Source organism: Klebsiella sp. KPN54798 (assembly GCF_021184225.1).
Classification (GTDB): domain Bacteria; phylum Pseudomonadota; class Gammaproteobacteria; order Enterobacterales; family Enterobacteriaceae; genus Klebsiella; species Klebsiella pneumoniae.
Map to the genome: position 1 here is coordinate 3,255,981 of NZ_CP089234.1, position 22,934 is coordinate 3,278,914.

Consider the following 22,934-nt stretch of genomic DNA (forward strand, 5'->3'; position numbering starts at 1 on the left):
TTAACATAGAGACTTATACCGAACGACCTTCATCGTCCTTTCCATCCAGTACCCACCATACGGCACGCGCTTGCTGAGATGGCCATACAGGTGATGCAGCAGCAGGTTCCCTTCCAGCAGAATCCCGGCGTGGTTCCACTTATCCGCCTGCACCTGCATGATCACCATATCACCCGGTTGCGGTGGACCATCAAACTCACGGAACCCGCATTCATACCAGCAGTCCTGATAAAAATTGTCCGGATACTCCTTTTCCCACCACGGATAATCGACGCGGTAATCGTGCAGCTCGATGCCGTGGGTTTGCCGAAAATAGCTCATCACCAGGCCCCAGCAATCGTAGTGGCCCAGCACGAATGGTCGCTCGAGGAGCGGCAACTCACCACGCGGGTGGATGGTACGGAGATCGCCTTCTGGCCAGCTGATAATATGCCAGGGGAGAAGGGTCGCGTCGCATTGCGCTTTATCCAGTTCGCTCGGCTGGGTGGTGGCATCAGGATGGCTGTGAACAATACCGGTGATCGTTCCCCATTCTTCAACCTCCGCATAATCCTCCGGCGCCAGCACAAAATTATCTTTCGACTCTGTGGCCAGGTTCCGGCAGGGGAAATAACGCTCCGCTCGGCCCCTCTGGGCGACGAGGCCGCAGGCCTCGCGCGGATATTCTGCGGCCGCATGTTCCTGGATGGACTTAATCGTTTTCTGACGCATATCAGCTCCTGATTAATGAAGTGCCGGGGAACCCGCCAAACGGCAGTTCGCTATTCTCACCATGACGTAATTTGCAGGCCGTGAGCGTTCCGTTGCAGACATCCTGCGACGGGTCATCAACTGGCTGATTGTTCCTGTCAAAATATCGGGTGCCGGCATAGTCGCACCCGTTACCGCTGCGGTATTGATTGCGGATACACCAGGTGCAAATCGCATGCAGCTGGCGAGTGGGGATCATCATCCCCTGCAGGGCAAACGGGCTGGAGAGAGTAAATTCCACCTTCTCATCGTCTTCATAATGCTTTACGTCGATGAAGAAAAGGCGCCGTTTCTCCTGCGTCGGATCGGCTGAGGCATTCCCTTCCGGAAAGTTCTTCGCATCGAGATACTGTTTTTGCGTGTCGTGGATGACAACCCGCGCCAGAGCCAGATCGTCGTAATGAAGACAGAGCGCGGATATCTTTCCGTCGATATTCCCTACCCGCAGCGTTGGCTGCGCGTCGCTGCCCGTGGTGGATGACTCGATCCCTTCGATTTCACATGGCCAGGCTTTATACTCCCGCCCCTGCCACCAGATGCTTTTCGCCGGCAGCTTATCCAGGTCGCCGCCAGCGGCGAGGATTTCGGCTGCAGTATGGGGAACGTTATAGCCGTGGAAATACAAAACCTCATCCAGGCCAAACGCCTGGCCATCGATCTCCAGGAGACGAACCTCATCGCCTGGCTCTAACTTCTGATAATTCGCGTTAAGGCTCATGGTTTAAATGCCTGAATAAAAGTGGCTGAAAGTGAGTAATTTCCGCCGCCCAGAGGCACCGGTTTATATTGTTCGCAGCGGAAAAGCCCCACCTCTTCCAGAGGCGGGGTCCACTGAAACGCGCGGGTGCCTGCATGACGGTCGAAGAACTGCTTAATCGGACGGATATAGTCCTCCGTACCGACAAAACTCAGCTCCCAATCCTGTGATCGGGTGTTAATACCATCGCCGGATACCTGCGTATACCCGTCACCGAACTGCGCCTTCCGGACACGAAAGTTAACGGTCTGCTGGGGATTAACCCGCGGACTCCAGGTGAATATCTCAATAGCCATTAGCGTTGCCCTTTAACTGCATTCCAGACCATCCCGCCAGGGCGCATATCCTGCGCCATCAGCTCCCTGTATTTTTTCTCCACAAACGAGCCGATCTGCTGGCCAAACTGCTCAAAACCAGACGGCGCCTGCGTTGAGGTGTTTCCGCCTTCAATCGTGATATAGACTTTTGGCCCTTCCGACGCGCCGGCGTTCTGACCACCACCGACAGCGCGTACACCCAGCGAACCATCGCCGGCACGCGTCAGTGGCATGATGGCCTCCGGCCCGGCCTCGCCAAATACGCCGGCCCCTTTTGCGAAAGCGAAGAACTGCGGAGAGTCGTAGACCTGGTTGCTGTATGCGCTCAGCGACGGCGAGTCGTAAACGCCGCCTTTGGCGTTGAACTGGAAGTTACTGGCGGCATTCTGGATCGCCGTCCCCGAGCCTGCGCCCGCAGCGCCCGTGACAACGCTGGTCCCGACGCCCACCACGCCCATAATGGTTTGCATGACGGAACTGGTGACCAGCGCCTGAGCGGCCATATCAACGAGGTTTTTTATGATCGACTGCGTGAGCGAGGAAAACAGGTCAGCCATGTTCTCCTTAAAGCTTCTCGTCCGCGTCAGCATGCTCGTCAGGAAGTTGCTTGAGCGCTCATGGGCCGTTTCAAATAACCCGACGGCCAGGCTCTGGAATTCTCCCTGTGATCGGTATAACTCCAGTGACGTCTGATACTGCGCATCGGCGGATTCTTTCGTCGCCTTCTGCATCAGCATTTCGTACTGTTCTTTGCTGATCGCGCTGCCCTGGTAGTACGCCTGCAGCAATGCCTGCCGCTGCGCAAGCTGATTGCGCAGCGAGACCAGTGGATCAACTTCGCCGGCGATATCCAGTGCCGGCGCAGCGATTTCATCGGCATGCGCCTGCAGCAGCTCTTTCGCAGTATCTCTGGCCAGCGTTATTCGTGCGGCCTGGTACTCTTTTTCATCAAGAAGGCGGGCTTTGAAAAGCTCAGCCAGGTCCCGGCTGGCTTCCTGCTCTTTTCGCAGAGTTTCCTGGGCGGGGGAATACTGCGCGGCCAGATCCAGTCGCTGTTTCTGGTAATTCTCTGCGTTCATTAACAGCGCGCGCTGCAGGTCAGCATCACTGGCGCCATTTTTCTTCGCCGCTTCCTGCAGCTCCCTGTTACTGTCCTTTTCCTGCAGGTTAATTCTGGCCAGGCTGGACGCATGGGCTTCTTCAATTTGCTGCCGCAGCGTTTTGAACTGGTCGACCTTGGACTTACTGCCTTTCCCCGTGCCGGTACCGCCATCGCCGCCCCAAGGATTTCCATCTCCGGTCTCTTTGGGGGGCGTGCTTAACGCCCCTTTCAGATCGTCCGTAAGGGAGGTTATTTTTCCCGATAAACCCAGCTGAGCCAGTGTTTTTGCATCACTGACACGCTTAATGTTTTCCTCGGTTTTGCGGAGTCCCTCGTTAACGCTATCGAGATCCGCCCGTGCACGCGCCTGGCCTTTTGTTACCCCTTCCAGCTGGCCGAAGGGGTCAAACCCTTTCAGGCTGTCGATACGACTGTCGGCATCCTGAATCTCTTTCATCAGCTGGTTACGCTGCACGACCTGGTTTTCGTACTGATCCTCCAGGTCGAACTGCTTCACATTTAGCTGGTTAAGCGAGAGGCGCATCAGCGCTTCACTGGTTTCGACTACGGCATCTTTTAAATCAATGGCTGACTGCCTGGCCTCCTTTGCTTTCTCATGAAAGTAAAGGAGGCCCGAACCGGCCAGCATCGCGGCGCCGAACGGACCACCGATTAAATTTAATGCACCTCTTGCCAGCCCCACCGCAACGGAGGCCGCGCGGGCTGATATCGACAATTGCCGGTTTGCCGCCGCCAGTTTCAGTTTCGCCTGGCTGGCCAGATTGGTTTGTTCAGTTTCCTGTCGGATGAGGCGGGTAAACTCATCCTGGTAACTGATATTCATCCCGTACTGTTTAGCCGTCCGCTCCATCTGCCGGTAGTGGCCAAACTCAGCGTCGTTCTGTTTCAGGATGGCAGCTGTCGAATCCAGAGTTTTGCGGGCAATATCCGCATCAGCCTGCGCCCGCGCTTTTACCGCCGCCTGGCTTTCCCGCCAGGCCGCGATATTCTCCCGCAGCCCTGCAGTCAGTTTCGTGGATAACACGGGGATCAGGCTGTAAAGCGCCACGCTGGAGACGGTGTTGAAATTGTCTGCCAGGCTGTTCAGTGCCTCCGTGGCAACCTGAATCCCGCTGCGGAGTGGCCCGTTACTGCTCTGGCCGATCTTAATGACCATCCCTTCAAACGCACTGCTCAGCCCCAGCAAATCGCCGTTCAGGTTGTTAACCCTGATGGATGCCTGCTCATGCGCCGTTTTGGTACCGGTCAGGGAAGCGGTTAGCTCATCAAGCTTTGAACGGTTCTGGACCAGGATAGACGCCGCATTCAGGTTCTCCACGCCAAACAGTTTTACGGCCTGGGCCGTGGAGAGATTTTTCCCGGAAAGATTGGTCAGCGCCTGGCTGAGACCAACCACGGACGGCTTGAGGCTCTTGTCCGTGCCCTTTTCCAGATTCAGGATGACGTTACGCAGCGCCGTGCCGGCTTCACCGCCTTTAATTTCACGCTCTGCCAGCACCTGAATCGCGGCATTCAGCTGCTCAAAACCAACGCCGGCCTGTGCGGCTGCGACGCCACCATTTTTAATGGCGGCCGCTGTATCCACAATCTCCGACGACCCGTACTTCGCGCCGGCGGCCAGCACGTTGATATAACGATCCGCCTCCTGCGCGCTCGCCCCGTACTGGTTTAAGGAGAGCGCCAGCGTTCTGGTCGCATCGGGCAGCGTTGTGCCGGCGGCCTGCGCCAGGATAAGCGCGCTGTTCGTAGCCTTCTGCAGTCCATCGGACGTTTTTAAAAGCTCCGGTTTAGCCGACGCCATCAGCTTTAGCGCCTCGGCGGCCTGGCTGGCGCTGTACTCTGTCGTGCGTCCCATTTCCTGCGCAGCCAGATCCAGCGCTTTCATTTCAGCAGCAGTCGCACCGGTGATGGCCTGCAGGTCTGATAATGCCTGTCCATATTGTCTGGACGTGGTGACGATCGTACCGATGGAAAGGCCGGCTCCTGCCAGCCCCGCCAGCCGGCTGGCCATCCCGGATATCGACAGACCGACCTTTTTATAGGCGTCCTCCGTCTTTTTCGCGTCCGCCTGGGCATTACGGTTGAACCGTCGTGACTGGTTCTCCGCATCGCCATACGCTCCCAGCAGCTGGGATTTAAAACTGGCTGCGTTCAGGTGCAGCCCGACCGCTAAAGATGCGACGTCTGCCATTACATTAATGCCCTCATGACTGCCGCGCATTCATCATCGACCCGGGATGGCGCAGGTGTGGTTTCGGTAGGTGGCGCGTTTTCATCGACAGGACGGCGGAAAGTGCCTTGTTTCAGGAAGTAGGCTCGCCAGTGGTACAGAGTGTTGGCCGGCAATGCGGCAATTTTGGATGGGTCAGGCTCGCCCCAGCGGTCGGCCAGCCAGAAGATCAGCTCCAGCCAGGGCGAGTCACTCAGTTTTTTTCCGCTTCCTCCAGCTTGCCGATTGCGTGTTGCTTCACTTTTTCCACAGCGGCCAGCAGTTCGGGGTTTTCATGGGCCTTCAGCAGCTCGGCTGCCGTGGGTTTAAATTCATCCGGAATGGCCGTTCCATCCGGCTGAACCAGTGCATCGATGACGATCTGAATGACTTGCTCCGATGCCTCGCGCGCTGCGCCAGCTTTTGCGGTTTCAGCCATTTTCTCTTCGTAGCTGATGAGGTAATCCCCGGTCAGGCGGCGGATGAATACGGTGGCGCCAAATAACTCGGTTTTAATGACGGTTGGCTCCGATTTAAGCAACGCGGATTTCAGCGTGGACAGGTAATCTTTATCTTTCACAGATAGTCCTTAAAAATAAAAAGCCACCCTAAGGTGGCTGTTTAAAGGTTAAGTTAATCAGGCGCCGCCGGAGACAGCGACGGTTCCCCAGGTGATCTTGTTCTGTTTACCCTGAACAGTGATCTGGATGACCTCATTCGCCGGAGCGGCGATTTCATTCATCTGCCACCCGGACAGCGCCAGGAGCATCGTCGCTGTTCGCTTGTTGGGTAATTCGACGTATAACTGGATGGTCTTGCGGGCCTCTGCTGCGTTCAGCAGCGCGGCAAAATCGGTATTGCCCGGATCATCAATGAAGCCCAGCGACTTTTCAGGCCCGTCAGGCAGATCGCTGATGGACTGTTTCTGCTTATCCAGTAACGTGGTGCAGTCGACAAAGCCCCCCGTCTGCCCCATTGCACCCAGCGCTTTACAGTTAATCAGCGGTTTCAGCGCTGACGTGGCAGCGCCAGGCTCCCCGTATTTCACAATGGTGCCCGCCGGCAACATCGCATATTCAGGCGAAGTTTTATCAGCCATGTTTCTCTCTCTTTTTATACGGCAGCGGATGCTACCTGTTTTCAATGCCGTTTCGGATTTCCACGGTTAACACGCGCAAAACGGTCTGGAGGTTGTAATCCAGGGCGGGTCGGATAAAGGGGTCTGCAACCTGTTTAACCGTGCCAAACTCCTGCGCCAGCGCCTTCATATGGTGCTGCTTGCTGGGGCCAACACGGAGCGTTACAACCGCGTTCCCTTTACCCTTGCGGGTGGAAGAGCGGATTTTGATTGAGTCCCGCATGTGCGGCCCGGCAGACGTTTCGTCAAAGCCGGCATGCTGCTTCATATCTTCCTCGACGACCTTTAGCGCTTCGCGCCCGGCATCCCGCAATACCTTCGTCGCCACTTTTTCGCCCAGGGCCATTAACTGCCGCTCCAGCTCATCCAGCCCTTTAACTTCCATTCGGATCACGAGGAGTCCTCCACGTAGTGAATGATGAAATCGCGGGTCAGGCGATACTGAATGCGACGATTCGTCAGCTGGTTTTTATCCTGATGGATACCGCCTCGCTCCACATACTGAACCGGGATACCCTCCAGTTGGCCATGAACGACGGACTTCAGTTCCGTCCAGATTTTTTTATCCAGCTGCAGCAGTGAGGTGTAATCATCGAGACGGCACAGATTCACCTGGATACGGGCAGATACGATCCCCGTTCGCAACATTCCCGAGACCATTTCCGGGTCAGAGATACGCTGAAAGGTCGCACCTTCCTGGACCGTGTCCGGCAGTAAAAGCGGATACGCATTCATGCCAGTGATGCGCTCCAGCGCACCCTTAATCGCCAGCTCTATCATGCCGCCCGTCAGCCTCCCCCGTGATAATGATCCGGTCTGTTTTGCGGTCGATATTCCGGACGGTATAAACCAGATTTTTCGTCGTGATTTTCCAGTCAATATCAACCAGCACGCCCGGATAGACCGTGAACAGGCAGGTTTCCACCACCTGCTGCTGATCCAGCGTGCGGACTTTTCGCCCCGATACCAGCTCCCGTTTTGCCCACGCTTTTCCCGATTCAACCTGCTTTTCCGGTAGCGGTTCGCCCAGCGGCCCACGACCGGACTGAACGTAGCTAATTGCAATGCGACAGTTCATATCACCCGGTTTCAGGCTCATAGCGTATGCTCCTGCAGGGGGAAAAGAAGATGCCTCACCGCAGTGGTTTCCAGCCACTGTCCGGTATGGCCATTCAGATACGCATCGCTGACCAGAAACTGAATAGCCAGCCGGATATCTTCATCCGCGATAAATCCGCGGATGGTCTCCGGGAGCGCCTGCAGCTCTTCATCACTGGTGACCAGCTTGCAGTAGTAATCACGCTCGATGCTCCGCTGCGCGGCGTTCACCATTTGCGTGAGCATGGCATCATGCTCCGTGAAGTCCAGTTCCAGGCGTAGCTGGGTTTTCACATCATCCAATGTCAGTATCAAAATCGCTGTCTCCCGGCTTCGGTTTCAGCGCACGTTCGGCATCCTCCGGCCATACCGCGATACGCCGCTTAACCAGTTCTTCGGCGCGCGATCCTTCAAAGCACGCGATATCTCCACGGGAATAACGGTGGTGCGGCCCAAGGAACACAACGGATTTACGCTCTGCCTGTGCGACCACGGTCGCATGGTTGTCCTGTGTGCCTGTTTCTTCCGGCTCCACTGCTTTATTTTTCGCAGCCATAACATTCTCCTGAAAGGGAAAAGCCCGCATATGCGGGCCATATTTACTGAGGGATGGGTTAGAACAGGACGCCGGTACCCAGCACCAGGCCTTCCGGATGACGGAAGCCAATATCATGCTCAGTAACAACGCGGATTAGCGACTGGTTACGGGAAAACGCAGATACCAGGGTGCCATCGGCATCGATGTAAGAGGCTTCCTTCGAGAAGTCGACTTTCATATTGCCGTCTTCAGCGATAACCACATCATTGAAGTCAGCAAAGTAAATCTCAGTCTCCTTACCCCCGGTCCCCAGATTCGCAGGGATCGCGCTGGTACGCTGAACCGGATATCCTTTAAGTAATCCCTGAGCCATTTCCGGATAGACTTTGTTGCCGTTGCCGTCACGCAGCCCAAACAACTTCATATAGGTACGGTTCGACATGCCCCAGCCGCTGCTGATCATATTGCTGTTGCCGTCCATCGCCATCAAAATGATCTTGTCCAGGTACTCGTCAACTGTGTTCAGGTTGATCGCTGCATCAGCTTCCCACGGCAGCAGGCGGTTCCACTGCGTCGCGCGCGCCTTCATACCAATCGGTGTATCGCCGGTACCGTCATCGCGCATAAAGGCTTTATCCTCACGCACTGAGATGGCGGTCAGAATATCCTGCAGGACCAGCTGCTCGACGTTGAATCCGGCGCGGCCAATCAGTGCATTGGAAATAGGCACCATCGCAATCAGAGTTTTCGCCGTAAGTTTTACATCATCAAAGCGTGTTTCTGATGTCTTGGCGTCTTTGTTTTCTCCTGTGTAGCTTGCCGTTGCTCCACCGGCCACGCGTGGTAGCGTCATATTACCGTTAGGCAGCGGAACGGGACGGGCGCCCAGCTTGCGGACGATGGTTCGGTCGCTCAGTAGCTCGATCACCTCACTGTGGAGGTTCTGCGGAATAAGCACACCACCGGACGCCGCTGCGGTGGAAATGGCCATCGATACGGACTGGTCATTCAGCTCTTCTGAAGCGAATTTTGCCGCGTCCTGCAGATTCCCTGCGCCTGCGGCGACAGACATAACCAGTCGGGTCATGCCAGCACCGGTGTACTGTTTAGGCTCCTGCTTAACAATAATGCCGGGGGCCTGCTGAGTCGCTTTCACGGGTTTTGCGACCAGCGCCGCAGCACGTTCGGCGGCTTCCAGGCGTTCAATTTTGGCGCTGATATCAGTGAACTGCTGCTGCAGGTTCGCAAACTCCGTCAGCTGCTCCGCAGTCAGCGTGCTGCCGCTGGCGTCAATGGTTGCCAGGGCCTGAACCTGTTCGTTGATACCCGCACGCTGACGACGCAATTCTTCAATATGTGGCATTTTATTTCTCTCTTTTTAGACATAAAAAAAGCAGCCTGCTGGCTGCTTAAGGTGACGCGGTTTATGTTTGCGCCGGGTTACATTTTGGTTTGCAGATCCATCGCGGCTGCCTGCATCTGAATGGAGGTTTTTTGACGGGGTTGCTGATACTTTGCCGCGATAGCATTGATCGCCGCCTGGGGGTCAGAGACTTCATCCGCCAGGCCGGCGGACACAGCGCCAGGGCCAAAATACAGCCCCGCCTGCGTATCAATGACGGCCTGCTGATTCAGGCCGCGATATTCGGCCACCGACCCCGTAAACGTCTCGTACATTTCGTCGATCATGCCCTGGAACATACCCAGCGACTCTTCACTCAGTGGTTCATGTTGGGTGCCGTTATTTTTGTTATCTCCCCGGTAAATGGTGGTGAACGTCAGCCCCATTTTTTCTTCCATCTTCGACGTATCGAGGTGCTCCATGATCACACCAATCGACCCCACGCCACTGGTCTGGCTGACGATGATTTTGCTGCAGGCCGATGCGATGAAATACGCGGCGGAATACGCGCTGTAGTTCACAATCGCCGTGATGGGTTTCGTGTCGCGAGACTGATAAATGTAATCGGCCAGCTCCTTGCACCCCACCGCTGCGCCGCCGCCGGAGTTAATATCCAGAACGATTTCGCTGATTGAGGGGTCGTTTAATGCCGCCTGCAGCTGCCCGCGGATCCGCTCATAGCTGGTCAGCTCGGAGCACATCGCCGTAATCTGCCCCCGGCGTGGAACAAGAATGCCGTGAACGGGGATCACTGCCACCCCGCCGGTGGGCTGAACCTGCTCAGCTGCAGGTGATTTACCCGGATTCAGCGCCATCTGAATGACGGCATCTTCGGTGATTCCCTGAATACGGGGGATGAGCACCGCTTTCACGGAGTCCATTGTTTGCCGCGTCACGTAATGCGGCACGCCAAAGACCATATCTGCCAGGTGCGGCAGGTTAATTAATTTCGTTGTCATGTTGTCTTCCAGGTCATCCCGCGCGGCGGGAAATAATCAGGCTCTGGCCAGAAGGGTTTCGATTTCGGCCAGCTGTTTTGCTGTCGGCGATTTATCGCCAGGAAGGATCTTCGCGCTGTCGACCATATTGAGCGGCGTCAGGTATTTATCCCCGCCGGCAATTGGCGGCAGATTCTCCATACGCCGGATATCGTTAGTGGATAGCCATCCCCACTGGCGGCCCAGCGCATAAGATTCATAGCGTGATTTCTGATCGCCTCGCAGCAGCCCGGAAACATTGAACTCGATGTACAAATCGCGGCGTTCGCTGGGCAGAAGCAGATCGCGCTGCAGCGCACCCTCATGGCGTTTCAGCCAGGCCAGCAGCGTATACATCACGAACTGCAGGCCCTGGTGCTCGATGTTGTTGTTGGTTGCTTTCGCCAGCATCTGCACCATATGTGGCGGGATTTTATAGAGCCGGCAGACCTCTTCCACGCCCCACTGCCGCGACTGTAGCAGCTGCGCCTTTTCGTTATCCTGCGACAGTTGTTTGTAGCTCATGCCCTCCTGCAGCAATGCCACAGAGAACATATTGTGAATACCGGAATGGCGCTCGGTCCATTTCGCCAGCAGGCGATCAATAGCATCCTGGCTTTTAATGGTCGCAGCCTCTTTCGGACGCTCTATCACCCCGCTCATCGTTGTCCCGCGCCGGAATGTCGCGGCCGCATGCTCCTCAACCGCCAGATTCAGCCCCAGAACATCGGCGTTCGTCTGAATTGGGGAACTGCCGATATAGCCATCCAGAGAAAAGACCTTCACATGGTGCATCATGCGCATCGGCAGAATTTCGCCGACTTCCGGGAGTTCGTAATACGGCATACCGTCCGGCCCTTTCAGCACAATGACCTTTTTCGGGTTAATGGGGATCAGCTCTTTCGGGTAGCCTTTTCCGTCCCGTTCGATGATCGAGTAGCAATTTCCCTCAAGCCCCAGCAACCCCTGCTGCTGCTCGAAATACTCGAATGAGGTGTCTTTCCTGTTGGGCTGGGAGTGAATCAGGTCATAAACCGGGTGGTCCGTCGCACGCTGGCGCCCGCCATTTTTATCCCGCCGGTAGAGTTCGCACGGCAGCTGCGCGACTGACTCCGCCAGGAGGGTGACACAGGCCCGGACCGCTGAAAGTCCAAGAGCGGTTTCCGGCGTGATTATGATGCCAGTTTTGCTCTGGCTTGAACGAACCCCGCCCAGCATGGCTTCCCAGAAGCTATTACCCGAGTATTGTCGGCCCCTGAACATCTGGGGTAGGAACATTATTTACCTCCGCCATTGCTGATGCCGGAGGAAAAGGCCCGGGTTGTCATATATGACCAGCCCAGACAAATAATCCCTCCTGTTATCAATCCCACTGATGGAGAAATAAGCCAGGCACCTGCGGATAACAATCCAGCACCAGTGAGGCCGACAATAAAACTCAGAACTGAAATTAGCATGCTATATCTTCCTCATCGTATACGGATGTCATCACTGAACTGTTGAGCATGGCGCGCCCCAGCCCCATCATTAAACCAACCGCACCATCTATCTTGTTCTGCCGCCCTTCTTTCCCGGGACGCACAATATCGTCACTTCCGGGAAGGTACTGGCCGACGATATTGGAAATACACCAGTTCATGACAGGGTGTCCGTCATGATGGAATCTCCCCGAGATGAGCGCAGCCTCAATCTCTCTCATAGGATCACTCATATGGGTAAAATTTTGTCTTATCTCGACAGGCTCAAGCCCCTCTTCCTCAAGCATGTGACGTAATGAAGTCGCGCCATAAGGATCAATGGGGCATTGGGCAATTTTTACGGTATTCCGCAGCTTCAGGATCGTTTCAAATATCAGCCTGTAATCAACTTCGCCACCATCGGTCGGGATCAACTTACCCTGCCGGACAAAGGACTGATAACGTTCTGCGGTACTTTTCAGCGCGGTCTCCTGCGAGTAAATGGTTTCTTCTGGTGCCCAGAACAGAGGAGAAACACAGTAAAAATGTGTTATTCCGTCTATTTCACGACGAAAAACTGGAACCACGGCATTGAGGTCAACTTTCGAGGCCAGATCTATACCCAGCCAGCATTCTTCCCCTTCAAAATCTGACAACTTAAGGTTTTTATCGGCTGCATCCATCCATTTTCTCAGGTCGTAATAAGCTGATTTTGCGCTTACCCAGCGATTGAAATGCTTGGTCAGAATCTTGTTTGTCTGCCCGGGCGTCGACATACCCAATAATTGTTTAGCCCGGAGAAAATCTGCTTTTACCGAAATGCCATAGTTGGGGTTTGCCTTGATTAATGCCTCAGGAGTCGTCCAGTCATCATCGTCATCAAGGCCATAAATCAGCCCAAATATGGTTTCATTTTCCTCGCCATTACGGGTTCTCCGCAGGATCTCGACAACCTGAGTACGCTTTTCATAGCAAGGGGATGTAATGTCATAGCCGGCGGTGGTGATGATCAGTGTCATCGGTTGTTCACGAGCCCCCATACCGGTGGTCATGGTAGTGTAAAGCGCATCAGTAGTATGTTCGTGATATTCATCAATGATGGCGCATGATGGCGAATCACCATCCCCCGGGTCACCGATCACAGGCGCAAAAACCGAACCGTCAGGGCGCGTCATTTTTTTTGCCCAAGGTTTTATCGAGAATTTTTGCCGCAATGCCGGCAGCTTTTTCACCATTTGCAGCGCCGGAGAAAATACCTTCCATGCCTGTTTTTCAGTCGTGGCGCCGCAATAGACTTCTGCACCATGCTCGCCATCTGCACAAAACATATAATTTCCTACAGCAGCGGCAATAGCGGATTTCCCGTTCTTCCTGGGCACCTCGATATAGATTTCAGAGAAACGACGCAGGCCTGTCTTCTTGTGTACCCATCCAAACGGTACGCCAAGAGCGAACTTCTGCCAGGCTTCAAATTCAATCCGGAGTTTACGCCGGGCCCATTCCCCTGAGGTATGAGGCATTTTCTGGGCAAAACGAAGAAATCGTTCTGCTTTGTTTTTATCGAAGCGGTAGGGCCAGTGGGGATCCTTTGCTCGTTCGAGGTCGTCCAGATGTCGCTGACAGGCAAGTACCGTTAACTGACACGCCAGAATCTTCCCGCCAACGATATCCCGCGCATACTGGTTCGCCGCATTGACGTTCGGATAGGTAGCCATCAGTCAAACTCATCGAATTCATTCCCGTCATCGTCCGGATCCTTTTGTCCGCTGGTCATGCGAAGACGACTGAGCGGATCTAACCCCAACAGAGAGCCGAGGCGGGCAAGCTGGGAAACCGAGTCATTCCGGACATTAACTGCAGGGTGTTTTTTCAAGCCCCCATTTCACTTTCTGAGGTCAGTCCGCTGGCCAGCATTTTTTCGGCTTCGAGCATCAGATGAAAAGCATTGCAGTAAGCCAGCAACAAAGGTGCGTCCTCCAGCTCAAACACCCTCGGTCGATGAGTATTTTGCTTTGCGTCTTCCACATTCTTATTGCCGCCTCCCCCATTAACTCAGCGGGAGGCGCAATACGTGTTAATTTGCTTTTTTGCCCGGTGGGTAAAGTGGGTTTTCGGCCACCACCGGACGATCGAATTCCTCCGGCCATAAACGTTCCTTTGATAGATGAAACCTTCCGGAAAAAAGTTTCTTATTTCTGGCGTGTAAAAATAGACTTCAACGGGCAGTCCCGAAGAGCGAAAGGGGTCAGGGATTTGCTCCCCCTCCCCTGGCTGCAGCTGCCTCTGTCGAGGTGGAGGTCGTCATTCCGGCTGCGCCGGCGGCGAATACGGTTCGCATTGCGTGGGCCGGCGTATCTCAGACGTTCAATGAACACCAGTTGTTATACCGGCGATCAGGATCCTGTCTCGGTAGCGGAGCCTCCATCGGCCTGCAGTACGCTTTCTGGTAGCCGTTCATCTAATGGCTGGTTCTCGAACACCTTCATGCCAAACTGACCGATCCAGGTGCTGACTGAGTTGATGTTCCCTGCGATGAAGTCGGTCACCTCGGCGATCAATCCTTTAACGACGACATCCGTACTCTGACGCCAGTAATTCTCAATCGCGACCAGCAACGGATCGGAACCATTACTGACAGATTGTTCACCTACGCTATACGTTTTTTTCTTCGCGCTATCGGTGATACATCGCAGCTGGCTGGTCTGGACGGCCCCAGCCTCTGCAGCGATGACCTGCATCGTCAACGTAGCCACTTTGTTCCCGTCTGCATCAGCGCTGGATGCATAGAACATGGAAAGCGTCAGATCCGTGCGTTGATACATCATTGCTTACCTCCACGACGATGACGTGAACGGCGACCACCGGAAACCATTGTCTGTTGTTCCTGCACCAACTCCCCCTCTAAAGGCTCCTGATCCAGTACAGGTGATGAAACAGGGGCCGGAGCAATATCATGTGCAATCGTCAGTTTCAGCAGTGGGCGGCCGCCCTGGACATGCTCAAAATGGATGCCATGTACGGCTTCATTCATTCGTGACTGACCATCCGTCTCCAGAACGGTCAAAACACCATCAACGTATTCAATTTTGAAACTCTTCATCGGGTTCTCTCTGTTGCTGTTTTCTTGCTGTGGCAGGTCCAGCACAATGACTCCAGATTAAAGTCATCATCGGTACCGCCATGAGCTTTAGGAATGATGTGGTCGACACTTGAGGCTTTCGTGGCAATACCGTCTCGCCTGCAGTTCTGACAAAGGTATTTATCCCTCTTCATGATACGGGCCCGTTTAATTTCCCACGTTCGACCATAACCACGTTCCTGCCGAGTTTTTCCGGGCTGATAGTTACGCCAGCCATCACCAGCGTGTTGCTGCCTATGCATCTCACAGTATCCTCCGACATCATTGGTCACAGCCGTGCATCCTCTGTGCCGGCATGGTCGTTTAGCTCGTGGCGGCATAAACATCCTCGAGCATGAGTTGAGGGAGAAGAGTTAAAGCGGCACTGTCGATGGGAAACTCTGAAACGGGCAGCGATGAGCATGACAATCCGTCACACTCAATCGCCACCAGCTTCTCGTCTACGTATGCAATTTTTAAGTTCTTCATCGCGTTACCTTTTGCGAATAAAAAAGCCCCGCAGATGCGAGGCTACTGGTTAAATATCAGGGTGTTACTGTGAAAGCTCAGAGTGTAAGGTTGCGGCTCAGCCTATCTGTGGTGGGACACAGTTAAATATTGTACTTGCAGAGGAATGGCTGATTAGCTCTGCTTAAGGAACTTTAAAATGGAAGAAGAAATTAAATATAACATCGAGGTGGATTGCTCAACTCTGGAGTCTGCAGCAAAAGAAATAAGAGCTCTCAAAGGTCTTCTGGCAACTATGTTTGTTTGCCTTGATCAGGATATGAAGGGTGTCGTAATACATCAACTTTCGCAGATTGATGATGAATACAACCAGAAAAACTTGGAGATGCTAAAGCAAATCCAACATATCCATAACCGACCTTAATAGCTATGGCAGACGGTTACAGGCTGTCTGCCGATCTATTATTTATTTCGATATCTTAATTGTAGTTCCGCAATCTTACAGTCCATAAAGTGTAGTAGTGCCTCAGCAGCATCTAACCGTTTGAATACCTCATCAATGTTTGGCTGCATACCTGAAGCGTATATCTTACCCTGCGTTTGAATGCTCCAAGCACTGACAGAGGTCAGGGTATTATCCGGTTTATAACACTCTGCAGAGGAAATTGCCGCTGAGACTACAAGCTCCTGCAGGTCTGGGCGATCATGTTCCACCACCAGAGATTCATCATTCGCATTGACATCATAAGATAAGGTAAACGGAGCGGTAGCCTTGCCTGATATAACCTTCTCGACCAGCACGCAACCAGACTGAATGACTTTAAATCTGACTTTGACCCCACAGACAATGCCATCATTAATCTGTTGAAGGTTTGTAATAGTGACTTTCAACGTTTTCAAGTTGCTTCTCCTCATTATCTCTTAAAAGGGATATCGTTTTTTATCCCTTAGAGGGGATAGACTTTCGCACCGATTCGTAAATCCGCTCACAGGGCATTCCTGTTTCCCCTGATTGGTTTTGTCACATATTCTCGTCCAGGATGTCCTCAAGTCATGAAACCGGCTAAAAAAAAGGCCGCATAGATATGCGACCTTTGGTTAGTACCAGTTAGAAAACTAAAATCTCTCAGGAGCCACCCAAGAGAGGCTTTTCTGCTTTTTAACTGACCACTGCCGTTTCGGTGTTGGCTGGCAGTGATAACGTGATGATAGCTTCATTTAAGTTATCGATAGCATTTAAATATCGAAAGAGCTCATTGATCCAATCATTTTCAACTTGCCGGAACATTCAACCAGAGCAACAGGCTTCTATGCTGGTCTTTTGAGAGCAATTATCAGTTCGCCCTAACGAGGCTGGTAACTAACATATTATTCGATGGTTCCTTAGACAGTGACCCATAAATCTAATTGTTTAATGTACCATTGGATGGGCACACAAATAACCACACCATCCCCAAAGTTAACAGATTTGATAACACACCCTTGTGGCGGAAAAAATTCCGCACCAGTCTGGGGCCGGATCGAGCGCTCAATGCCGTAACGATAACCGCATGGTAGTTGTGGTAGTAAGTTTACTGTCATGAGTGGCTACTTAGTTAAGAGTGGTTTGAGATCCTATAGTGCATGACACCCCCTGAATTAGATACAAACATTTCGATGCTGAAAGCTTGAATGTCTTGTTTTCAGATTTTTTGTTCACTTAAGGCCACTTATTTCATGTGCTATGCCTGTTACTTACTCACCGCCCGATAGTACGCCTGCCAGCGATACTTATCCAAACGGAGCTGGCGCAGGCACTGAGCGGTTTCTATATCAGACTGTAAATCTTCATCGCTGTCATTTCCTGCGTCACTTGCTTTGCACGGCGGGCTCATCAAATCCGGGGATGGAGTTGGCAGCATCGATGGCGCGCTGACGCAACTGCACAGCAGCAGCATCAAACCTACACACAGTACGATTCGGAGACTGAACATATTTCACCACGTCGCGGGTTATTGTTTTGTAGATGACCTTACCCGCTTCGTTAGCAGTAGCGGCCTTTTCCTCTACAGGCTTAATGGCATTCTCGGCCTTCTCTCTCTTCTTCGCAGCCTGAGCATTGATGTGATCAGCGTGGGAACTCCATCCCATACGCCATGAAATGGCACAGGACATTAGCAGGATTGCTATTGCGATGATAACGGCGGTTAAGCGACTCATCTTTGCTCCCATAAACACACTTCACGCTCAATTTCCCTCCGGGTAATAAGTCCTTTCCACTGCTTACCTTTGGCATAGGTCCAGCGGCGCAGCTGATCACACGCACCTTTCTGGTCCCCCTGGTTGATTTTGTGAAGCAGAGTAGAGTTCTGGAAGTTCCTGGCTCCGACGTTATAGGCGAATGAGTACAGAGCCCCACGCATTGTTTCTGGGATCGGTTTTTTGATGTAAGGGTTGATCTGCCAGGCGACGGTGTTCAGGTCTTTATTTAGTAGGGCCCGACACTCTGCCTCGGTATAGGTTTTGCCGAGCATGATATCTTTCCCTGTGTGGCCGTAACAAACCGTCCAGACACCTACCACATCCTGATAAGGGTCGTATCGCACTCCCTCAAGCCCATCATTACCCGTCGGGCCAGTGATGAGTGCAGAGGCAATCGCCAAGGCCCCGCCGCCGACCGCCGCAAGAACGCTTTTACGTAGTGTCGGAGACATTATTCACCTCGAGCAGCTTTTCGCCGGTCTTCTTTAATTTTGAAAAACAGATTCGTCAGGTATGTCAGCAAGCCGAATACCAGACTTCCCAGAACACCGATAGCGGCCCACTGGGATGGGGATACTTTGTCGAGCAATTGCAACATCCAGAACCCCGCGTTACCTGCGGAAGTTCCGTAGGCAATACCTGTTGTTAGCTTGTCCATTCGATACATACTCCACCTCCGGGTTAACGGGGTGCTTTGTGCGTGTAGGGGGTCAGGCCCATCGGGCTGATTTAACAACGAGCCGTATCGATGATGATTCCCGTGAGCCTGAAATAAGAAAGGCCACGCAAAGCGCAGCCTTCAAATGATGTTTACCTTTTCTTTCTGAAGCGCACTATTGATGGCGTAAAAAAGCCCGCCTGAAGGCGGGCAGAAAGTAGGCATTCTAGGTAGTAACGAAACGAAGGCACTCCTAATAGTCCGAGCTACCGATTTACCAGGAAGCATTCACTTTTGCCGTTACGTTCTATAAACATAGAAGGGCAACCGCAAAAGTAAACCTGCCATAAATCTTAAATATGTTTAGTGGCAGTGTGGTGCCGGGTGCCTCCCGGTGAGCATGCCCCAGTCGGCATGACCCGCGCTGCATTTACAGGTTTCTGTAACTGACTGGTCGCCCCTCCGCATAGGGGGATTCACCACATCAATAATTTATGATCCAAACATTCGAAGCGTCAATGTCAGATGTATAACTGCCTGTGTTTGATAAACGCCAAGCCTTAACAGTAGAACCCAGCAAGGTGCACAGAGGGGGGTCTCCATACTACTAACTCTTCAACTCAGTATCTCAAACCAGTTGTTGAACGTTTTCATTGTATCTACTTCCAGGTAAGTAAGGACGCGGAAAGATAAGGGATAGGTCTCAGGCTCCAGCTAATCAGCCTAATCAGTAGGTTCTAGCCTAGGCCTGAAAAGCAAAAACCCCGCCATTTGGCGAGGTTTGATGTTTAAGCTGTGTGTCTAAGTGACCACTCTTAACAGATTACGATAGTTTTTGCGTACGCGTTACTCATTTGTGTATAGTGTTTTTTCACAAGGATGATGTATTAGACATCCACATGATTTATACTGTACAAAAAAACAGTATCATGGGAGTGTTCAATGAACAAAATTGCAAGGTTTCTTTTAACAGCAAGTTCGATAGCTCCTGTAGGTATCACGCTGATATTTATAGGATATATGAAAAACAAGCCATGGCTTATTTGGTGGTCGTTAGGGATCTGTCTTGCTAGTTTTATATCAGTTATTTTTTTCCTACACTATGCAAATAAAAACCTCCCTTCTCTTTATAAGAATGTTGAGACCATATCTCCTGCAAATAAAGAGGTTACCAATTATTTCTTGAGTTATCTATTCCCTTTATTAGGGACAGATTCAATCGCCGATAAATGGCAATATGCAGTATTTTTCTATATATCTCTTATCGTTTATATATGTTTCTCTGAGAACTATAATTTCAACCCTCTTATCTCCGCTTTAGGATTTAAATTTTATGAAGCAGAAGACGATACTGGCGTTGGATTTGTGTTGATATCCAAAGAAGTTATTACAAATTTAAAAAACAGAGATTTTGAAGTTATTCAACTTACAGACTACACATTTATGCATGTAACAAGGTAATAATATGAGCCTTTTTGCAATGATGAATAAAAACTCTGCTGTGAAAGTGTATCGTATTGATACCGACAGACAAACAGACATCAAAATCAAAAAAATATTTGATGACCAATTATCTCTTTTTGAAAGTCATCACAATACGGAACTTGTTTTCGAAGCCGGATATACCCCTAGCTATAATGAATGTAGTTATATAGATAACTTTGATGAAGGAAAAATACTTCTTGATGCAGTTCAGCGTAGCACCGCAATGCCTTTGTGGACAAAAAATGTTGGGCTTAATGATATAACAGCTTTTTTTATGGCTCCTGCGTATCCTCAAGTGAAAGACAAAATAGCAATCCAAACCTTTTCAAAAAAACAGATACTTAACGAGTCAAGATACTTATGGCTCAGTAAAAATTCATTTACGATGTCAGATCTTTTGGGTTTCAATCTAGACGATAAATTAGTTGCAATCCTTGAAGGAGATAAAATAAAGTTCAGGAACTTCAACAACCTGAGAAGCATATTTGACATGAGTTCTTATTTTGCTGAAGCAACAAAGCAAGAGATTTCTGACTTTGTAAACCAACCAGTTTTTAATATACCAGTGGGGTTTGATCTTCCAGCCCTTGCAGATAACGTCATAAGAAAAAAAGTCACATTAATAAACAAATCTAAAATATTGGTAAATCATACTGTAACCGAAATAAAAAACGCAGCGCTAACTTTGAACTTCCCTATAAAAACGACCGGCTCAGGAAGCTCCGAGAAAATAGAAATACCAACAAATAAAAAAGAAATAAAAGAGTTACTTAACTTCTTGGATGAAGACTATTTCAACTCTGAAATAACTAAGCAAAGGTTTCGATCAAATTCAAAACGTAAAGCATAAAAAATGGCCGCCGATGCGGCCATTTAAACTATAGTATCATAGAAATGATACCATCAATGAACCCCATGGCCTTATGCAATTCTTTCCTGATGGTACCATCAGAGCATTTACGTTTCTTAGCGATGCTACGTAAGGAGATTCCGATAATAAAATGAGCAATAATTAACTCATACTCTTCTGGCTTATATTTCCGCAATCGCGCTACACAACCGTCAATCATGATACCTTCATCATCATCGCATTGCTGGCGTGTTTTCTTTCCATGAGGTAGCAAACCTTTAAACCCAGCAGCAATGGGTTGCCAGTCAACACCACTATTGTCAGAAGCCGCCCAAGCTCCCCAACGGTCCAATATTTCGTACATATCTCTCATTTTTAAAGCTCCTCAGGAAAGAACGCCGAGCGCGTATGCCCGGTCCAGCAATTTAATAATCAATACCGGCTGGGTGCCGTATTCACGCTCAAAAGCGGCAGGGTCATGGTGCAAAGCACGGTGGTGCTTGCGGCATAATGGGATCGTAAAAACATCGTGGGCCTTGGTGCCTACGCCGCCCTGCCCCCAGCCAATAAGATGGTGTGCATCATCTGCAGGCTGCCCGCAGCACATACACGGCTGTTTTTTAACCCATGAGATAAAGTCAGCTGATAACCATCGGCTCCGCTTAGGTCTCGCGAATAGTGTCGCCGGAGCAACAGGAGCGACGTTCACAGGAACCAGAGGCTTGCCCGGCGTTATTATTGCCGTTGGCTTGATTGTTTTTTCGAGACGGGGAGAAAGAATACTGGTGGCCGGTACCGACGGAATAATCTCACTCTCCCTGTAAACCGATTTAATGCCATCGTCTTTAATACGCAGGGATCGGCGCGCCATTTCTTCTGTAATTTCATCGCCAATACCGGCGCCTACCGCCCACCAGCATAGCTCCGCCAGTGACAATGAGCGCTGAGCGTCCAGACCAAGCGCGATGCGGGCAGTGTCGATTACCCAGTCAGCGTTGTTAACACCTACCAGTTGATCGAGGGTTTGTTCCGTTTGGTTTTTCAGCTCATTATCACAGTGCCAGCATGCGATTATTACACCCGTCGCATGGCGAAACGGGACGAGCTCATGGTGATGGTAATCGGAATGTGTCCACTGACAGTTTTTAACCTGCCTACGCAACCATGACTCGAGGGCACTAACCCCACCAGCTGCAGTGATAACTGCCTTCTTCATGAAAAAAGGTCTGATCCCCATATCATCCCGCAACGGCTGCCGGGCATCAGGAAGACGTCCACTGGGTATCTTTTTCATGCTTGCCGGCGGCATTTCAACAAGAACTCGGCCGGCACCGAATAACGGCATTAATTCACTACCCGGCTTAAGCAGCACAATTCCAAGATGGCGTGCAATATCCACATTAAGCAAAGCTCGCATCAGTCCCTCCACATCTTCTGTATGTAGGTCCTGTCAATCCGTGGCGGCTTCTTCGATTCCGGCAACAACACGCGGATCTCCCACGATGCAAAGTCTCTGGATAAGCTCTTCTCAACCACACAGTTCTTTTTACGGTATCGCTCCACCAGCTCTGTAGCCTCAGCCTCTGAAAGCTGCTCGTGTAAAAACCAACTTTTCTTCATGGCTGATCACCGAACAGTCGCAAAAACTCAATCGCTCTTTCACGCGCCCCGGGTTCTTCAGCGATCATTTCCTGCAGCAGCTGCACGGCGAGCATAGGCTCCTTTCGCCCGACGATGGAAATTCCTCTGGAGACACGGCGAGAGAGTTTTATGAAATTTTTTCTCTCTAACGCACGCAGATGCAACAGGACAGCATTAGACGAGCTAACGCCGAGCATATCGGCCAGCTCAGATAGCGTAGGTGGGTAGCCATGCTGATTGATGTAGGCCACCAGCAGATCGAAAACTTCCTGCTGTCGAAAAGTTAGTTTTGAAGACGAAAGCAAACCGGCGCTCGCTGAAGGAGCACCAGTCTGATGGGATTTTGATACTTCGGGGGTTTGCGTCATGGTTTCTCTCCGCGACGCAGCAGGTATAGGTTGTTCAGGCCTATGACGGGATTGTAACAGAACCAGGCGGAACCTGGTAACCAACTCCAGACCTAGCCTTTTCAATCATCTGTGAAAAGAGAGAGAGAGTCCCCACGATCTCATCCGGCTGCAGAGGCATAAACGAAACAGTATCGCCGCGCCGGTACATCAAAGCGCGCTCACATACAGGAAAGGATGTCAGACGGGCAACGATCACACCATCGTCGCATCTGATAATTGCATAGCCGGTGTTCGGCATTTCTTGTTTTTTACCCACAGCAAAATCCTCAAAATAAACCAGGTAAGCCACTGGACCTC

At 51.5% G+C, this 22,934-nt stretch carries 31 protein-coding genes and 1 pseudogene; 3 read left to right on the forward strand and 29 right to left on the reverse strand.

Annotated elements, in window-relative coordinates; translation table 11 throughout:
* The 21 genes and pseudogenes from LPQ25_RS15750 to LPQ25_RS15850 all read right to left on the reverse strand — a co-directional run bounded on the left by LPQ25_RS15750 (position 1) and on the right by LPQ25_RS15850 (position 15,373).
* Entirely contained in the window at positions 1 to 711 is a 711-nt protein-coding gene (locus LPQ25_RS15750; RefSeq protein ID WP_014228918.1) for a C40 family peptidase, read from the reverse strand.
* Position 712: 1 nt separating this feature from the next.
* Positions 713 to 1,468 (reverse strand): phage minor tail protein L, encoded by a 756-nt coding sequence (locus LPQ25_RS15755; protein WP_014907809.1) that lies wholly within the window; start codon positions 1,466 to 1,468, stop codon positions 713 to 715.
* Entirely contained in the window at positions 1,465 to 1,803 is a 339-nt protein-coding gene (locus LPQ25_RS15760) for a phage tail protein (RefSeq protein ID WP_014228916.1), read from the reverse strand. The genes LPQ25_RS15755 and LPQ25_RS15760 overlap by 4 nt, the downstream gene beginning before the upstream one ends.
* A complete protein-coding gene (locus LPQ25_RS15765; protein WP_041169041.1) occupies positions 1,803 to 5,138 on the reverse strand; it encodes a phage tail tape measure protein in 3,336 nt (1,111 codons plus the stop codon). The genes LPQ25_RS15760 and LPQ25_RS15765 overlap by 1 nt, the downstream gene beginning before the upstream one ends.
* 232 nt (positions 5,139 to 5,370) lie before the next feature.
* Positions 5,371 to 5,736 carry a phage tail protein gene (locus LPQ25_RS15770; protein WP_014228914.1) on the reverse strand — a complete coding sequence of 122 codons (366 nt, stop codon included), beginning with the start codon at positions 5,734 to 5,736 and terminating at the stop codon, positions 5,371 to 5,373.
* A gap of 57 nt (positions 5,737 to 5,793) precedes the next feature.
* On the reverse strand, positions 5,794 to 6,255 hold the full coding sequence (locus LPQ25_RS15775) for a major tail shaft subunit (RefSeq protein ID WP_014228913.1): 462 nt from the start codon (positions 6,253 to 6,255) through the stop codon (positions 5,794 to 5,796).
* 31 nt (positions 6,256 to 6,286) lie between these two features.
* Positions 6,287 to 6,679 (reverse strand): HK97-gp10 family putative phage morphogenesis protein, encoded by a 393-nt coding sequence (locus LPQ25_RS15780; protein WP_014907811.1) that lies wholly within the window; start codon positions 6,677 to 6,679, stop codon positions 6,287 to 6,289.
* Positions 6,680 to 6,684: 5 nt separating this feature from the next.
* Entirely contained in the window at positions 6,685 to 7,074 is a 390-nt protein-coding gene (locus LPQ25_RS15785) for a hypothetical protein (RefSeq protein ID WP_014907812.1), read from the reverse strand.
* Positions 7,055 to 7,393, reverse strand: a complete 339-nt coding sequence (locus tag LPQ25_RS15790; protein ID WP_014228910.1) for a phage head completion protein — start codon at positions 7,391 to 7,393, stop codon at positions 7,055 to 7,057. The genes LPQ25_RS15785 and LPQ25_RS15790 overlap by 20 nt, the downstream gene beginning before the upstream one ends.
* Positions 7,390 to 7,707, reverse strand: coding sequence for a head-tail connector protein (locus tag LPQ25_RS15795; RefSeq protein WP_041168975.1), 318 nt, complete (start codon positions 7,705 to 7,707; stop codon positions 7,390 to 7,392). Before LPQ25_RS15795 ends, LPQ25_RS15790 begins: the two co-directional genes overlap by 4 nt.
* Positions 7,688 to 7,948, reverse strand: a complete 261-nt coding sequence (locus LPQ25_RS15800) for a hypothetical protein (RefSeq protein ID WP_014907814.1) — start codon at positions 7,946 to 7,948, stop codon at positions 7,688 to 7,690. Before LPQ25_RS15800 ends, LPQ25_RS15795 begins: the two co-directional genes overlap by 20 nt.
* A gap of 58 nt (positions 7,949 to 8,006) precedes the next feature.
* The gene (locus tag LPQ25_RS15805) at positions 8,007 to 9,293 is read right to left on the reverse strand and encodes a phage major capsid protein (protein WP_014228907.1); all 1,287 of its coding nucleotides are present in this window, start codon (positions 9,291 to 9,293) and stop codon (positions 8,007 to 8,009) included.
* A 77-nt stretch (positions 9,294 to 9,370) separates the two neighbouring features.
* A complete protein-coding gene (locus LPQ25_RS15810) occupies positions 9,371 to 10,291 on the reverse strand; it encodes a S49 family peptidase (RefSeq protein WP_014907815.1) in 921 nt (306 codons plus the stop codon).
* 36 nt (positions 10,292 to 10,327) lie between these two features.
* Entirely contained in the window at positions 10,328 to 11,587 is a 1,260-nt protein-coding gene (locus LPQ25_RS15815; protein WP_012542166.1) for a phage portal protein, read from the reverse strand.
* Positions 11,587 to 11,766, reverse strand: coding sequence for a hypothetical protein (locus LPQ25_RS15820; protein ID WP_032418045.1), 180 nt, complete (start codon positions 11,764 to 11,766; stop codon positions 11,587 to 11,589). The genes LPQ25_RS15815 and LPQ25_RS15820 overlap by 1 nt, the downstream gene beginning before the upstream one ends.
* Positions 11,760 to 13,481 carry a terminase large subunit gene (locus LPQ25_RS15825; RefSeq protein WP_012542167.1) on the reverse strand — a complete coding sequence of 574 codons (1,722 nt, stop codon included), beginning with the start codon at positions 13,479 to 13,481 and terminating at the stop codon, positions 11,760 to 11,762. Before LPQ25_RS15825 ends, LPQ25_RS15820 begins: the two co-directional genes overlap by 7 nt.
* Positions 13,481 to 13,913: pseudogene (locus tag LPQ25_RS15830) on the reverse strand (phage terminase small subunit P27 family). Before LPQ25_RS15830 ends, LPQ25_RS15825 begins: the two are co-directional and overlap by 1 nt.
* Positions 13,914 to 14,159: 246 nt before the next feature.
* Positions 14,160 to 14,591 carry a hypothetical protein gene (locus tag LPQ25_RS15835; RefSeq protein WP_014907818.1) on the reverse strand — a complete coding sequence of 144 codons (432 nt, stop codon included), beginning with the start codon at positions 14,589 to 14,591 and terminating at the stop codon, positions 14,160 to 14,162.
* On the reverse strand, positions 14,588 to 14,911 hold the full coding sequence (locus LPQ25_RS15840; RefSeq protein WP_014907819.1) for a hypothetical protein: 324 nt from the start codon (positions 14,909 to 14,911) through the stop codon (positions 14,588 to 14,590). The genes LPQ25_RS15835 and LPQ25_RS15840 overlap by 4 nt, the downstream gene beginning before the upstream one ends.
* Positions 14,863 to 15,225, reverse strand: coding sequence for an HNH endonuclease (locus LPQ25_RS15845; protein ID WP_041168976.1), 363 nt, complete (start codon positions 15,223 to 15,225; stop codon positions 14,863 to 14,865). The genes LPQ25_RS15840 and LPQ25_RS15845 overlap by 49 nt, the downstream gene beginning before the upstream one ends.
* The gene (locus LPQ25_RS15850; RefSeq protein ID WP_162838183.1) at positions 15,209 to 15,373 is read right to left on the reverse strand and encodes a hypothetical protein; all 165 of its coding nucleotides are present in this window, start codon (positions 15,371 to 15,373) and stop codon (positions 15,209 to 15,211) included. The genes LPQ25_RS15845 and LPQ25_RS15850 overlap by 17 nt, the downstream gene beginning before the upstream one ends.
* 178 nt (positions 15,374 to 15,551) lie before the next feature.
* On the opposite strand from LPQ25_RS15850, the gene LPQ25_RS15855 reads away from it, so the two are divergent.
* Positions 15,552 to 15,776 carry a hypothetical protein gene (locus LPQ25_RS15855; protein WP_032749552.1) on the forward strand — a complete coding sequence of 75 codons (225 nt, stop codon included), beginning with the start codon at positions 15,552 to 15,554 and terminating at the stop codon, positions 15,774 to 15,776.
* 38 nt (positions 15,777 to 15,814) lie between these two features.
* On the opposite strand, the gene LPQ25_RS15860 is transcribed toward LPQ25_RS15855, so the two are convergent.
* The 4 genes from LPQ25_RS15860 to LPQ25_RS15875 form a co-directional block, all read right to left on the reverse strand.
* Entirely contained in the window at positions 15,815 to 16,252 is a 438-nt protein-coding gene (locus LPQ25_RS15860; protein WP_065888617.1) for a hypothetical protein, read from the reverse strand.
* A gap of 948 nt (positions 16,253 to 17,200) precedes the next feature.
* Positions 17,201 to 17,551: a hypothetical protein gene (locus LPQ25_RS15865; protein WP_041168977.1), complete on the reverse strand. Its 351-nt coding sequence runs from the start codon at positions 17,549 to 17,551 to the stop codon at positions 17,201 to 17,203.
* Positions 17,548 to 18,045, reverse strand: coding sequence for a lysozyme (locus tag LPQ25_RS15870; RefSeq protein WP_023159886.1), 498 nt, complete (start codon positions 18,043 to 18,045; stop codon positions 17,548 to 17,550). The genes LPQ25_RS15865 and LPQ25_RS15870 overlap by 4 nt, the downstream gene beginning before the upstream one ends.
* Positions 18,045 to 18,260, reverse strand: a complete 216-nt coding sequence (locus tag LPQ25_RS15875; protein WP_021462597.1) for a class II holin family protein — start codon at positions 18,258 to 18,260, stop codon at positions 18,045 to 18,047. The genes LPQ25_RS15870 and LPQ25_RS15875 overlap by 1 nt, the downstream gene beginning before the upstream one ends.
* A 933-nt stretch (positions 18,261 to 19,193) precedes the next feature.
* Between LPQ25_RS15875 and LPQ25_RS15880 the strand changes: the two genes are divergently transcribed.
* Together LPQ25_RS15880 and LPQ25_RS15885 are read left to right on the forward strand one after the other, a co-directional pair.
* Entirely contained in the window at positions 19,194 to 19,712 is a 519-nt protein-coding gene (locus tag LPQ25_RS15880; RefSeq protein WP_048333320.1) for a hypothetical protein, read from the forward strand.
* 4 nt (positions 19,713 to 19,716) lie between these two features.
* Positions 19,717 to 20,586 carry a Kiwa anti-phage protein KwaB-like domain-containing protein gene (locus LPQ25_RS15885; protein ID WP_234599473.1) on the forward strand — a complete coding sequence of 290 codons (870 nt, stop codon included), beginning with the start codon at positions 19,717 to 19,719 and terminating at the stop codon, positions 20,584 to 20,586.
* Between the two features lie 28 nt (positions 20,587 to 20,614).
* Here the strand turns inward: LPQ25_RS15885 and LPQ25_RS15890 are convergent, their stop codons facing one another.
* From LPQ25_RS15890 to LPQ25_RS15910, 4 genes are all read right to left on the reverse strand, one after another.
* Positions 20,615 to 20,959 (reverse strand): antiterminator Q family protein, encoded by a 345-nt coding sequence (locus tag LPQ25_RS15890; protein WP_014228895.1) that lies wholly within the window; start codon positions 20,957 to 20,959, stop codon positions 20,615 to 20,617.
* Positions 20,960 to 20,971: 12 nt separating this feature from the next.
* Entirely contained in the window at positions 20,972 to 22,003 is a 1,032-nt protein-coding gene (locus LPQ25_RS15895) for a DUF968 domain-containing protein (RefSeq protein WP_014907821.1), read from the reverse strand.
* Between the two features lie 199 nt (positions 22,004 to 22,202).
* Entirely contained in the window at positions 22,203 to 22,595 is a 393-nt protein-coding gene (locus LPQ25_RS15905; RefSeq protein ID WP_051017642.1) for a LexA family protein, read from the reverse strand.
* A gap of 40 nt (positions 22,596 to 22,635) precedes the next feature.
* On the reverse strand, positions 22,636 to 22,926 hold the full coding sequence (locus LPQ25_RS15910) for a hypothetical protein (protein WP_077260856.1): 291 nt from the start codon (positions 22,924 to 22,926) through the stop codon (positions 22,636 to 22,638).
* Between the last annotated feature and the right edge of the window lie 8 nt (positions 22,927 to 22,934).

Coding starts and splice junctions, on each gene's coding strand:
- LPQ25_RS15750 (WP_014228918.1), bottom strand. CDS start 711: ATGCGTCAGAAAACGATTAAGTCCATCCAGGAACATGCGGCCGCAGAA.
- LPQ25_RS15755 (WP_014907809.1), bottom strand. CDS start 1,468: ATGAGCCTTAACGCGAATTATCAGAAGTTAGAGCCAGGCGATGAGGTT.
- LPQ25_RS15760 (WP_014228916.1), bottom strand. CDS start 1,803: ATGGCTATTGAGATATTCACCTGGAGTCCGCGGGTTAATCCCCAGCAG.
- LPQ25_RS15765 (WP_041169041.1), bottom strand. CDS start 5,138: ATGGCAGACGTCGCATCTTTAGCGGTCGGGCTGCACCTGAACGCAGCC.
- LPQ25_RS15775 (WP_014228913.1), bottom strand. CDS start 6,255: ATGGCTGATAAAACTTCGCCTGAATATGCGATGTTGCCGGCGGGCACC.
- LPQ25_RS15780 (WP_014907811.1), bottom strand. CDS start 6,679: ATGGAAGTTAAAGGGCTGGATGAGCTGGAGCGGCAGTTAATGGCCCTG.
- LPQ25_RS15785 (WP_014907812.1), bottom strand. CDS start 7,074: ATGATAGAGCTGGCGATTAAGGGTGCGCTGGAGCGCATCACTGGCATG.
- LPQ25_RS15790 (WP_014228910.1), bottom strand. CDS start 7,393: ATGAGCCTGAAACCGGGTGATATGAACTGTCGCATTGCAATTAGCTAC.
- LPQ25_RS15800 (WP_014907814.1), bottom strand. CDS start 7,948: ATGGCTGCGAAAAATAAAGCAGTGGAGCCGGAAGAAACAGGCACACAG.
- LPQ25_RS15805 (WP_014228907.1), bottom strand. CDS start 9,293: ATGCCACATATTGAAGAATTGCGTCGTCAGCGTGCGGGTATCAACGAA.
- LPQ25_RS15810 (WP_014907815.1), bottom strand. CDS start 10,291: ATGACAACGAAATTAATTAACCTGCCGCACCTGGCAGATATGGTCTTT.
- LPQ25_RS15815 (WP_012542166.1), bottom strand. CDS start 11,587: ATGTTCCTACCCCAGATGTTCAGGGGCCGACAATACTCGGGTAATAGC.
- LPQ25_RS15820 (WP_032418045.1), bottom strand. CDS start 11,766: ATGCTAATTTCAGTTCTGAGTTTTATTGTCGGCCTCACTGGTGCTGGA.
- LPQ25_RS15825 (WP_012542167.1), bottom strand. CDS start 13,481: ATGGCTACCTATCCGAACGTCAATGCGGCGAACCAGTATGCGCGGGAT.
- LPQ25_RS15835 (WP_014907818.1), bottom strand. CDS start 14,591: ATGATGTATCAACGCACGGATCTGACGCTTTCCATGTTCTATGCATCC.
- LPQ25_RS15845 (WP_041168976.1), bottom strand. CDS start 15,225: ATGCCGCCACGAGCTAAACGACCATGCCGGCACAGAGGATGCACGGCT.
- LPQ25_RS15850 (WP_162838183.1), bottom strand. CDS start 15,373: ATGAAGAACTTAAAAATTGCATACGTAGACGAGAAGCTGGTGGCGATT.
- LPQ25_RS15855 (WP_032749552.1), top strand. CDS start 15,552: ATGGAAGAAGAAATTAAATATAACATCGAGGTGGATTGCTCAACTCTG.
- LPQ25_RS15865 (WP_041168977.1), bottom strand. CDS start 17,551: ATGAGTCGCTTAACCGCCGTTATCATCGCAATAGCAATCCTGCTAATG.
- LPQ25_RS15870 (WP_023159886.1), bottom strand. CDS start 18,045: ATGTCTCCGACACTACGTAAAAGCGTTCTTGCGGCGGTCGGCGGCGGG.
- LPQ25_RS15875 (WP_021462597.1), bottom strand. CDS start 18,260: ATGTATCGAATGGACAAGCTAACAACAGGTATTGCCTACGGAACTTCC.
- LPQ25_RS15880 (WP_048333320.1), top strand. CDS start 19,194: ATGAACAAAATTGCAAGGTTTCTTTTAACAGCAAGTTCGATAGCTCCT.
- LPQ25_RS15885 (WP_234599473.1), top strand. CDS start 19,717: ATGAGCCTTTTTGCAATGATGAATAAAAACTCTGCTGTGAAAGTGTAT.
- LPQ25_RS15890 (WP_014228895.1), bottom strand. CDS start 20,959: ATGAGAGATATGTACGAAATATTGGACCGTTGGGGAGCTTGGGCGGCT.
- LPQ25_RS15895 (WP_014907821.1), bottom strand. CDS start 22,003: ATGCGAGCTTTGCTTAATGTGGATATTGCACGCCATCTTGGAATTGTG.
- LPQ25_RS15905 (WP_051017642.1), bottom strand. CDS start 22,595: ATGACGCAAACCCCCGAAGTATCAAAATCCCATCAGACTGGTGCTCCT.